At 50.1% G+C, this 10,302-nt stretch carries 11 protein-coding genes and 2 pseudogenes; 7 read left to right on the top strand and 6 right to left on the bottom strand.

Translation table 11 applies throughout. The features are described 5' to 3' along the window. Positions 1-19: 19 nt before the first annotated feature. Positions 20-1,633 (bottom strand): IS1634 family transposase, encoded by a 1,614-nt coding sequence (locus AB5Y84_RS10160; protein WP_368176411.1) that lies wholly within the window; start codon positions 1,631-1,633, stop codon positions 20-22. 387 nt (positions 1,634-2,020) lie between these two features. Here AB5Y84_RS10160 and AB5Y84_RS10155 point away from each other — a divergent pair, with 387 nt between their 5' ends. Next, positions 2,021-2,143 (top strand): hypothetical protein, encoded by a 123-nt coding sequence (locus tag AB5Y84_RS10155; RefSeq protein WP_005306071.1) that lies wholly within the window; start codon positions 2,021-2,023, stop codon positions 2,141-2,143. A 72-nt stretch (positions 2,144-2,215) separates the two neighbouring features. Here the strand turns inward: AB5Y84_RS10155 and AB5Y84_RS10150 are convergent, their stop codons facing one another. Beyond that, positions 2,216-2,959 carry a substrate-binding periplasmic protein gene (locus AB5Y84_RS10150; protein WP_368176852.1) on the bottom strand — a complete coding sequence of 248 codons (744 nt, stop codon included), beginning with the start codon at positions 2,957-2,959 and terminating at the stop codon, positions 2,216-2,218. Positions 2,960-3,420: 461 nt separating this feature from the next. Between AB5Y84_RS10150 and AB5Y84_RS10145 the strand changes: the two are divergent. Together AB5Y84_RS10145 and AB5Y84_RS10140 are read left to right on the top strand one after the other, a co-directional pair. Further along, a pseudogene (locus AB5Y84_RS10145) lies at positions 3,421-3,543 on the top strand (hypothetical protein); the annotation flags it as partial. A gap of 84 nt (positions 3,544-3,627) precedes the next feature. After that, entirely contained in the window at positions 3,628-4,374 is a 747-nt protein-coding gene (locus AB5Y84_RS10140; RefSeq protein ID WP_113725460.1) for a DUF4113 domain-containing protein, read from the top strand. A gap of 108 nt (positions 4,375-4,482) precedes the next feature. Here AB5Y84_RS10140 and AB5Y84_RS10135 read toward each other — a convergent pair whose 3' ends face one another. Then, positions 4,483-4,791 carry a helix-turn-helix domain-containing protein gene (locus tag AB5Y84_RS10135; RefSeq protein ID WP_047440196.1) on the bottom strand — a complete coding sequence of 103 codons (309 nt, stop codon included), beginning with the start codon at positions 4,789-4,791 and terminating at the stop codon, positions 4,483-4,485. 98 nt (positions 4,792-4,889) lie between these two features. On the opposite strand from AB5Y84_RS10135, the gene AB5Y84_RS10130 reads away from it, so the two are divergent. Then, positions 4,890-5,360 carry a hypothetical protein gene (locus tag AB5Y84_RS10130; RefSeq protein WP_017780886.1) on the top strand — a complete coding sequence of 157 codons (471 nt, stop codon included), beginning with the start codon at positions 4,890-4,892 and terminating at the stop codon, positions 5,358-5,360. A 209-nt stretch (positions 5,361-5,569) separates the two neighbouring features. Beyond that, positions 5,570-5,761 carry a hypothetical protein gene (locus tag AB5Y84_RS10125; protein WP_017780887.1) on the top strand — a complete coding sequence of 64 codons (192 nt, stop codon included), beginning with the start codon at positions 5,570-5,572 and terminating at the stop codon, positions 5,759-5,761. A gap of 331 nt (positions 5,762-6,092) precedes the next feature. Here the strand turns inward: AB5Y84_RS10125 and tetR are convergent, their stop codons facing one another. Continuing rightward, complete coding sequence (gene tetR / locus AB5Y84_RS10120; RefSeq protein WP_017780888.1) at positions 6,093-6,728, bottom strand: tetracycline resistance transcriptional repressor TetR; 636 nt, start codon at positions 6,726-6,728, stop codon at positions 6,093-6,095. A gap of 80 nt (positions 6,729-6,808) precedes the next feature. Here tetR and tet(E) point away from each other — a divergent pair, with 80 nt between their 5' ends. After that, positions 6,809-8,026: a tetracycline efflux MFS transporter Tet(E) gene (tet(E), locus tag AB5Y84_RS10115; protein WP_017780889.1), complete on the top strand. Its 1,218-nt coding sequence runs from the start codon at positions 6,809-6,811 to the stop codon at positions 8,024-8,026. 87 nt (positions 8,027-8,113) lie between these two features. On the opposite strand, the gene AB5Y84_RS10110 is transcribed toward tet(E), so the two are convergent. Beyond that, positions 8,114-8,782, bottom strand: coding sequence for a hypothetical protein (locus AB5Y84_RS10110; RefSeq protein ID WP_017780890.1), 669 nt, complete (start codon positions 8,780-8,782; stop codon positions 8,114-8,116). 158 nt (positions 8,783-8,940) lie between these two features. Beyond that, positions 8,941-9,102, bottom strand: a pseudogene (locus AB5Y84_RS10105) (IS5/IS1182 family transposase); the annotation flags it as partial. A 146-nt stretch (positions 9,103-9,248) separates the two neighbouring features. Here AB5Y84_RS10105 and AB5Y84_RS10100 point away from each other — a divergent pair. Next, positions 9,249-10,280, top strand: a complete 1,032-nt coding sequence (locus tag AB5Y84_RS10100; RefSeq protein ID WP_001809438.1) for an IS630-like element ISAhy2 family transposase — start codon at positions 9,249-9,251, stop codon at positions 10,278-10,280. The last annotated feature ends 22 nt before the right edge of the window (positions 10,281-10,302 follow it).

The following is a 10,302-nucleotide window of genomic DNA, read 5'->3' as shown; positions in this document are numbered from 1 at the left end:
CCTACATTCCGCACCTGATTTAGGAATAAATTTGTCGGTAGCGTTCACCCAATACCTCCAAAATGATCTGCTGGTCTCCTGTTAGCTCCGTTATCTGAGGCGGGGCTTCTCCCAGTCGATACTCATGGATGCCACCAAAGCGCAAAAAGATCCAACGGGCGGTTGGCTGCTGGGTCGGCTTCTTTTTCATATCTGCCACACTGCGGTTCTGCGCCACTAACCCCTGCCGGATCCGGTGCTCCAGGGCCGCATAAATCATCAGGCTACAGGTCATCACCATCAGCAACGCTTCAATTCGTTCCGGTTTTTTCAGGTACAGTGAGGAGGTTAAAAATTCCGGGCTCTTGAGAAAACGAAAGCCTCGCTCGACATTCTGCTGTGCCTTATAGGTGGCCAACAGTTCGGCCATGGTCAGCGTGTCGCTGTGGTCATTGGTCGCCAGGATGAACACCCCGGTCTGGTTGCGAGCCGCTTCAACTTGCGCCAAGCTGGTTGCCGCCACACCACTGATGTGAAACTGGTAGCTGACCGGTGCTTCCCCCTTTTTCGGTCTGCCACAACCGGCATAAACGGGGTCACTCACCACCTCGGCATCCAGTTGCAGCAGCATCAAGCTGGCGCTAAAACGACTCAATTCGGCCTGTGCATCCGCTTGGCAGGCAAAGCGTTTGGCACACAATTTGGCGAAGGCTTTGAGCTCGCGGGTGCTCTCTTTAAGCAGGTTTTTAGCCAATGTTTGCTGCTCACGGTTGCTGGCCTGTTCGCTGCGCACCAGCAACCAGCGCTGCGCGACGCCGGCATAATGGGCGGATTGCCAACAGCCATGATAACCATTGCCCAGCGCAACCAGCGACTGGGTGCCAATCGTTGCCACGGCCTGCTTGGCCTCGTTCAACGTGACCGGCACCCGGGTGACAAACAGTTGCTGCTGTTGCGCCAGCAGTTGCAAGGTCTCGGCACAATACAGTGCTGCATCGCCGACCAGATAACGGCAATCCTGCGCAGCCTTGAGGCTGCTCAAGTGGCGACGAACAGTCTGGGCAAAGGCTTTGGTGTCGTTACTGTTGCCACTGAGGGCCTGCATGTAGATGGGTAGCCCGGCCTGATTTTCACAGATGAGTTCCAGGATAACCTGGTTCAGCTCTGGCCGATGATCTCGACTATAACCCCGCACCAATTGCAGCTTACCGATCGTGTCCCCATCGGCCTGGTCATAGGCGCCATCGACGTGGAAGCTGGTGATATCGAGGTGCACTGCGGTGCTGTTGAGCCCCAGTCGCTCAACGACTTGCGCCGCCATCACTTGATACAAGGTGCTGACATCGGCCTCAAAGAGGGCATCGAGACAGCGCCCGAGCACATCATCATTGAGATCATCTGCACAGATCCCGGGGCCAATCAGGCGCTCAACCGGCTTGTTAGCGAAGAATTGTGGGAACATGTGCAGGGTGCTGCTGTGAAAGCCGAGGCCGTTCACTATCATGGCCACCAAAGCGTCACCGTGTGAGACCTTGAAAGGCGGTGTTTTGGGGAGCACCGCATCAATCATGCGGGCAATTCCCAGTTCTTGGCAGAGTGCGGCGACCAAACCAAGGTGATCGAGGTTACGGATAGCGATAGCGGCCATGATGATCTACCTGCAAAAGAGAGTAATAGATCAGAATGGCCGATCGCCGTCAAGCTTTGAAAAAGCCAAAATTAGGTGCGGAATGACGGATTTATATTTATCCGTGAAAATATCTAGGTAACGATAGCTTAATATAAGCGTGACAACATTTAATAATGCGAATTACTCTTTTTTGGTCTTTCCTGTCGAGGTCGTTTGGCCTCCCCGCTCAAGGGGCTGCGCGCGACATTTTTTGGACGAGAATGAGGCTGGATCCGGATGCCACTGGAGGGTATGCTGGGTCTGGTGATGGTCTTGCACCATCCCACCAAGCGTACTGAAGTTGATGATTCGGATGGCATGCTGGCTCCCATGAGGAACCAACTGTCTGGGTAACATTTTTGGAGTTTGATGATGAGTAACAAAGAACATCACAACGGCAAAGATGCCAAGAAAAAACCGCAGATGTCACTGAAAGAGAAACGCGAAGCCAAACGTCAGAAAGCAGAACTGAAAAACGGCAGCGCAATGAAGTAACGCTCCCCTACTGCTGTTCCTTCGGAGCCAGTACAAAGCCAGCCCTTACCGGCTGGCTTTTATGTTTGTGGCTCACGGCGTGGCGCCGTAAGCCGCGAAAATCTGGTGATAACGACCATCCTGATGCATCGCCTCAAGGCGCTTATCAAACAGATTGCGGGCATCGGCCGTTCGGAAGGCAAAGTGATAGACGGTGGGCGGGAAGAGGTCTGCTTGCCTGACCTGATTGCGCTCGTAGTGCTCGCCTGCCTGGGCGGTGGCAATCAGCTGGTCGAGGTAGTAGTAGAACACCCGCTCCTCCAGTACGACTGCATCCACCCTGCCGCGCATTAGCTGATGTACCTGCACCTGCTGCTTGGCTACCTCCTCATAGTGGGGATTCTGGTTGGCCATGGTGGCGAACGCGCCCCCCAGAATGATCCTTGCCCGTTGAAAGGCGGTGACCCGTTTTGAATGCAGGTCGTCCAGAGTGCTGATGTGGGTACTGCTCAGGGTGAAGATCCGGTTATGGAAGGTGATAACGGGCTGGGTCAGAACGTGAGGATCAACCATACCGGGTTTGACGTTGATGATGGCATCCAGCTTTCCTGACTCGAACAGGCGGAAGGTGCGCTCCAGCGGCAGAAATTCAAAGCTGGGCTCATAGCCGCTGTCAGCGAACGCCTCTTTCAGCAGATCCAGCTCAATGCCGCGATTCTCGCCTTCGATGACATAAGGGGGGATGGCAAAGCTGACCCCGACCTTGAGTGGCTTTGCCTGCAACTGGCCGGAGAGCATGCTGGTCAGCATTAGCAATATAGGGGTGAGCAGTTTCATTGCACTTTTCACAAAGCGATCCTGTGGAGAATATCCATCACTGTAGGGGAGGCAGTCATAAAACGTCTTATCCCTTTCGGGGCTGAGTGCATAAAAAAAGACCCTGAGTTATCAGGGCCTTTTCAATATTCTGTTCTTAGAACGGTAATACATGTAAAAAATCGCTGCTGAGTGAGTGACTGAGTGAGTGGCAATGAATTTTTTACTATATATTTCAATGCATAACACCTTTTCTTACACTTCTGGTTGCTCACCTTAAAATGACACTTTTTAAAGATATGTAAGAAAAGGTATGAAAATGCGTGTTCATACCTGTTTATTCTTACACTTTTTGGTTGTCCTCACCAGAACCCTCACCACATGAGCCTTACCAGCTCAAAAGAGAGAACCACGCACCGAGTTGCTGAGTGACCTTCTCGCAAAGCTGTTCGCACCCGTCCCGGTAAACAGACGAAGCTTTTGCTGAGCTGAGTGAGAGTTGGGCGGGTGACCTAGTGGCATATGGACGCCAGATCCGGGAGCGGGTACAGCAGTGGACAGGGCTGACGGTCGGTGTTGGTATCGGCCCCACTAAAACCCTAGCCAAACTCGCCAACTATGCCGCAAAAAAATGGCCCGCCACCGGAGGGGTGGTCGATCTGCGCGATGAAACACGCCGCGCCAAACTGATGGCGATCACCCCGGTAGACGAGGTCTGGGGAATTGGTCGCAAACTCACCACCAAGCTGTCAGCTCAGGGCATCAACACCGTGGCTGATCTGGTAGCGGCTGATGCTAAGAGTCTTCGGCACCGTTACGGGGTCGTTGTCGAGCGCACGGTGCAGGAGCTGTGCGGGATCCCCTGCGCCGAGCTGGAGCAACTGGCACAGGCCAAGCAACAGATAATTTGCAGCCGATCCTTTGGGGAGCGCATCACCGCCTTCGGCCCCATGCGGGAGGCTCTCGCTGGCTACATGGAGCGGGCAGCTGAGAAACTCAGGACAGAGGGCATGTGCTGCCGCCATGTCACAGTATTCATTCGTTCGAGCCCGTTTGCGGAGCGGGAAACACATTATGCCAACCAGATCTCCATGCTGTTGCCGATACCCACAGCCGACACCCGTGAGTTGCTAGCCCAGATCGAGCCGCTGCTGAGCAGGATCTGGTTGGATGATGTTCGCTATATGAAGGGCGGCGTCATGCTGGCGGACTTCTCCCCGAAAGGCATGCAGCAAGGGGGTCTATTCGGCAGCGAACAGCAGGATCCCCGTAGCGATGCACTCATGCAGGTGATCGATAGGATTAACCAGGGGCGGTTGGGAAAGGTCTACTTTGCATCCCGAGGCCGAGATACCAGCGAATGGATGATGAAACGCGAACAACTCAGCCCCCGCTATACCACCAGTATCAAAGGGATCCCGGTGGTGAAGGCATGAGCACAACCATGAAAGTTAACCTCCTCTCCTAGCTACAAACCACTATCAATGCGTTGCAAACTTCTGGTGGTCAATCCGCAACATGAGCAGGTATCTTACTTAGCGGTATCACCGTTTATTTTCACGTAGCTTAAAGAGAAGATCTAACTTTTCATCCTCATCAAGTTGCTCAAATAGACAAACCAATTCCGCACTAAGATCATCTTCGCAAAAAAAATAACTCAGCGGCTTTCCCAGTACATTGGCAAGTTTTCGCATTGTATCAATGTCTGGAACGTGGCGACCTCTCTCATAGTGATTCATGCGACCACTAGCAGAACTATCATCCATACCGGCCCTTACCCCAAGCTCCTTTTGGGATATACCTGCTTTTTTACGCGCCTGCTTGAGTCTCTCTGGGAATGGGTTTTTGTACAATGTTTGTTCATCACAAAGTTCTCATATGTATAGATTGTCTAAGTTTCACCTGTCTCTGTATACTTAGCAATCCTAAGTGTTGTGGTTGTGGAAATTTTATGCAGAATAAAAATGTTTACAAAATCAGTAACAAGTTTTATCAAGTTTTACTCAAAATGACTGGTCTAAAAATAAGCAGGAAAGAGCTGATACGATTGGCTATGGAGGTCAATGACTTGGCTGTGTATCAGGCATCAGGCTTGGTTGACCGCCATGTATATAGCTTGAAAAAACAGGATGCAGTGAAAGCTAATGGGCCAAAAAATAATCGGCATTATATTTTTTCAGATGATCTTCTGGGCAGTTTACAAGCATCAATCAAAGGCGATAATTATGATCTAGCAAGTGAGTTGAGGTCTCTGGAAGAAGAGCTTCTGTTGACTCGTTATGAGTTACAAGCCTACCGCGAGATACTTGAAAAACTACCTCAAGAGAAGCAAAAAATTACTTGTTTGCATAAAAATGCATCAGAAAAAATCTACCGGTTGAATGGGAAAATTAGAGCGGTAAGTCAATTGGTGATGATGTAATTAAAAGGTATAAATGAAAGAGGCGTTTTATCGAAAAGAAGCATACCTGAGTCGGCCATAGCGCAAGAAGCGATGCCGCCAACGGAAGGCGGTGGCCAATAGATACTGTGTTCCTAGGCGGCTTATTGATTTGAACAAATTATGTGCATTTTGTGCTGAGCTACTAATGAAAATACCTGCTGTTACGGCTCAACGATAAGGATGACCCGATGCAGAATCTTGTATTGAGGAAAGCAACGCATGAAGATATGGACGACATACTGCGTTTGCAAATTCCCGTGTTCAAGGGAGAGCAGGGGATCCCTGACGAATTGATCCCTATTCCAGCTGAAAAATCGCCACAATGGTGGTGTGCAATTATGAACTCCACAATTGTTGGTGCCGTTGCAGCCTGGAAATAATGCGATGAAACTCATTGGGGGCGATTTGCAACAATGCAAAATTTCAGAGGGTATCAAATAGGTTCTAGCTTGGCTCGGTTTTCACTGCACGAACTTTTCGCACAATCTGTAGATGAAATCCATATGGATGCAAGAGATATCATCGTTAAGACCTTAAACCGAATGGGTGGCTTAGTTGTGGGAGACTCAATGCCATTTTATCGAGGGACGGTGACACCCATGATATTAACCAGAAGTGGTTTAATATTTAATAGATAAAATACTGACGATACATGTATATATTTGAAAACACTATCCATAACTATAAATTAGAGTTGACACATAGATAGCATCATTTATTACCATCCTCAATGGGTGTATGCTTTTTTTCATCTAACTGTGCAGAAAATCCAAATATTAATGATTTCAGCCCGAAATGGAAGGCCATTTCAGCAGAGGTTCTCGCCTGAATATTAAATGCCTCTTGTAATAATGGTGGTGCAGCGTCTATCACATGATTATTTTCTATCTGGTTTGTTGCTTGCTCCTCTAATACTGCACCCAACGTAAAATGGCTGATAGATTGCAGAATGAAAAGAGCCTCCTCGACCGAAAACCCTGCATCGCATAGACAGCGTAGTTGCGCCTCTGCTTGTTCAAACTGGGGGGGCGTAGGAGAGGTCCCTATATGCAATCGGGCTCCATCACGATGGACCAGTAATGCTTTACGGAAACTCAGAGCATTTTCCTGGAGAAACTGCTGCCAACTCTCAGTCGGTAACGGTGCTGAACGGGTGTGATGCTTCGCCAGTATTGCCTCTGAAAGCATGTTCATAAGAGTCTGCTTGTTGCGCACGTGCCAATACAGAGTCGGTTGCTCAATTTTTAGGGACTGCGCCAGCTTACGCGTAGTCAAGCCCTCTAGCCCTTCGCTGTCCAGCAGGGTGAGCGCCATTGAAATTACGTCGTCCAAGCTTAGTCGTGCCATCACTATCTCCTTTTGCTGTTGACAATCTATCACTGATAGAGTTATTTTTCAAACCCTATCATCGATAGAGAACGTTAACTATGAACCGCACTGTGATGATGGCACTGGTCATCATTTTTTTAGATGCTATGGGGATTGGCATAATTATGCCTGTCTTGCCGGCGTTATTACGGGAGTTTGTTGGAAAGGCTAATGTTGCAGAGAACTACGGTGTTTTATTGGCGCTGTATGCAATGATGCAAGTGATTTTTGCCCCTCTTCTCGGCCGCTGGTCAGATCGCATAGGTCGTCGCCCTGTATTGTTACTTTCACTTTTAGGTGCAACACTGGACTACGCATTAATGGCAACAGCCAGCGTAGTGTGGGTGTTGTATTTGGGACGCTTAATTGCTGGTATTACCGGTGCGACTGGAGCTGTTGCAGCCTCAACAATTGCCGATGTCACACCTGAGGAATCCAGGACACATTGGTTTGGTATGATGGGTGCCTGTTTTGGTGGCGGTATGATTGCTGGACCAGTCATTGGTGGTTTTGCCGGTCAACTTTCGGTACAGGCACCGTTTATGTTCGCTGCTGCTATTAACGGGCTGGCATTTCTGGTCTCCCTATTCATTTTACATGAGACCCATAATGCTAATCAGGTTAGTGACGAGTTAAAGAATGAAACAATCAATGAAACCACATCCTCCATACGCGAGATGATCTCCCCATTATCGGGATTGTTAGTTGTCTTTTTCATCATTCAATTGATTGGCCAAATCCCCGCAACATTATGGGTTTTATTCGGAGAAGAGCGCTTCGCATGGGATGGCGTAATGGTCGGTGTTTCATTGGCTGTGTTCGGGCTGACACACGCACTGTTTCAAGGACTTGCTGCTGGTTTTATCGCTAAACATTTGGGAGAACGGAAAGCTATAGCGGTTGGCATTTTGGCTGACGGTTGTGGCCTATTTTTATTGGCGGTCATTACACAAAGCTGGATGGTTTGGCCGGTTTTGCTGTTACTAGCTTGTGGTGGCATCACACTTCCCGCCTTGCAGGGAATTATATCTGTTCGTGTCGGTCAGGTAGCACAGGGACAATTACAAGGGGTGCTGACCAGTTTGACCCACCTGACAGGTGTAATCGGTCCACTTGTTTTTGCATTTTTGTATAGTGCAACCCGCGAAACGTGGAATGGATGGGTATGGATAATTGGCTGCGGATTATATGTAGTTGCATTGATTATACTGAGGTTTTTCCATCCAGGTAGGGTAATCCACCCGATAAATAAGAGCGATGTACAGCAGAGAATTTGAGCAACAATGCTGTACAGCACCGTAAATTCTGGCGCCCTACTCGGTGGATAGAGGTGAGCTGGTAGGTGGGTCTGGGATTGCGATCCATTAATCATCCTTTGGCAGCAACCGAGATAGGCCCACTTGAGCCGGTAGTTCCCCGATGACCTCAATCTTCCAACCCGTCATATTGGCCCGACACATGTGATAATGGTGCGCGATGTTGGCCTGCGCTTGCAAGGCGTGACGGGCTTTATCTAGTGCCTCAGTTGCATTGATGCCAATGCGGTTTAGCAGGAGTTCAACGCGGGTCTCCAGTTGCCTGCGTTCATGGGGGGAGAGTACCCCGGCCATTACCTTTGGCGCTACGTAAAGGCGGGCGTCGTCTTGCGAAATAGTCTTCAAGACACCGCGAGCGTACTCATTGGCGAGAGTGACCTCCTGGGCCATGTATTTGTGCATGAGGTGACCCTCTTCGAGGCGCATGATCACCTCGTTGACGTTGTAGTGACTGTGTTCCTCCAGATAGTCACGGACAAGGAGCTTATGGGCCAGCGCGATGACATCAGCCCGCTCGATATCGTTAGTGAGCCGAAGGCGTAATTCGGTTGCGCTGGCTAATTTGCCCATCGCGGCAGAAAGCAGACGACCACGTTGCGCCTGACCGGGGGACTCATCGCGACCGATAACTCCGGTTGGCAGGAATTTATCGGCTATCTCGCGGCTGACGGTGACGCGAATGCGGCTATTTTCCACGGTGAGGGTTTGATGCTTCATGTTACTGCTCCTGAGTCTGTCCGATGCCCGCGCCCACGGGGCCATGCCTATCATAATTGCGAGAGGCCTTTCGTGGGTAATTACACTGACTTGACCACTTACTTTGCACCCAGCCTTTTTAGAGAAGGTTCTTATGGCTGGATTTGCATCAGTGGTTAGGGGTGACGGCCATTGCCGACCTTGGGATAGATGGGCGTAATGATGACCAGCATCCAGGGCCAGGGAAGCAGTTACTCTATTCAAGAGAGGAAAACTTCTTTACGGGTCTGGCGGCGTTTGCTGTTGAACTCGTAATCAGCGAAGGTCAATTGATGACTCACGTTGGAGTTCGTTCTTGGTACAAAAGAGACTCTGGTGGTAAATAGCTGTTCCGAATAGTAGATCACCGGAGGAAGGGAACTCAGTCCAGTTTGTGCGATCTGATTAGTCGCTAAACAAAACAAGCCACACCCAAAGGACTGAGTTGATGCCTATCCTACCACCTCTGCCACGACCACAACGGCGCCGCATTCACAAAATCATCCATGCCACCCGTGATAAAGGACATGCTCGTCGCTTGATGGCCATCTTGCTGTTACATGAAGGACGCACGATCACCGATGTTCATCACCTTACCGGCGCTGCGCGCTCGACCATCGGTCGTTGGCTTCGGTGGTATCGAGATGAAGGCATAGATGCGCTAGAAGCCTTACCGGCTGGCCGTGCCCCAGTCTTACCTATCGCCAAGATTGTCACCTTACTGGTGCTGCTCATGCAGTTTTCTCCGCAAGATTTTGGTTATCAGCGCAGCCGTTGGTGTACTGAACTATTGGCTATAAAAATCAATCGGTTAACAGGGCTCAATGTGGCAGCCTCCACGCTCCGCCGATGGTTACCTCGTATGGGCATTGTCTGGCGCAGGCCCGTGCCGACCTTGCGGATAAAAGACCCAGCCTATCAGGAAAAAATGGCGAATATCGACGCCGCGCTGGCCCGCTGTGATGCCGATAATCCGGTGTTTTATGAGGATGAAGTCGATATAGACCTCAATCCCAAATTAGGAGCCGACTGGATGTTCAGAGCGCAGCAAAAGCGGGTTGTCACACCGGGGCAGAATGCCAAGCATTATCTGGCAGGCGTTCTCCACGCAGGCAACGGAAGGGTACTTTACGTCAGCGGGATCAAGAAAAACTCATCGCTGTTTATTGCCATGCTGGAAAAGCTGCGCCACCACTACCGACGAGCCAAAACCATCACGTTGATCCTCGATAACTACATCATTCACAAAAGCAAACAGACCGAGCGATGGTTGAAGAAGAATCCCAAGTTCTGCCTGGTGTTCCAGCCAGTTTACAGCCCTTGGGTTAATCACATAGAACGGCTATGGCACAAGTTACATGAAACCATCACGCGCAATCATCAATGCAGAGGGATGGCAAACCTGCTGGCCCGAGTGAAACACTTCATGGATACCGTGTCTCCTTTCCCGGGGAATGGCTATGGCACAGCGAAGGTGTAGCACTATTGGGATCAGTTATTTA

It is taken from the genome of Aeromonas sp. s11 (genome assembly GCF_040907945.1).
GTDB classification, from domain to species: Bacteria; Pseudomonadota; Gammaproteobacteria; order Enterobacterales; family Aeromonadaceae; genus Aeromonas; species Aeromonas veronii.
The sequence above is the reverse complement of the archived record's forward strand: the minus strand, read 5'-3'. Positions and strand labels throughout refer to the sequence as shown.

Coding starts and splice junctions, on each gene's coding strand:
- AB5Y84_RS10125 (WP_017780887.1), top strand. CDS start 5,570: ATGCAGAATCTTGTATTGAGGAAAGCAACGCATGAAGATATGGACGAC.
- AB5Y84_RS10100 (WP_001809438.1), top strand. CDS start 9,249: ATGCCTATCCTACCACCTCTGCCACGACCACAACGGCGCCGCATTCAC.
- AB5Y84_RS10130 (WP_017780886.1), top strand. CDS start 4,890: ATGCAGAATAAAAATGTTTACAAAATCAGTAACAAGTTTTATCAAGTT.
- AB5Y84_RS10150 (WP_368176852.1), bottom strand. CDS start 2,959: ATGAAACTGCTCACCCCTATATTGCTAATGCTGACCAGCATGCTCTCC.
- AB5Y84_RS10110 (WP_017780890.1), bottom strand. CDS start 8,782: ATGAAGCATCAAACCCTCACCGTGGAAAATAGCCGCATTCGCGTCACC.
- AB5Y84_RS10155 (WP_005306071.1), top strand. CDS start 2,021: ATGAGTAACAAAGAACATCACAACGGCAAAGATGCCAAGAAAAAACCG.
- tetR (WP_017780888.1), bottom strand. CDS start 6,728: ATGGCACGACTAAGCTTGGACGACGTAATTTCAATGGCGCTCACCCTG.
- AB5Y84_RS10140 (WP_113725460.1), top strand. CDS start 3,628: ATGGCGATCACCCCGGTAGACGAGGTCTGGGGAATTGGTCGCAAACTC.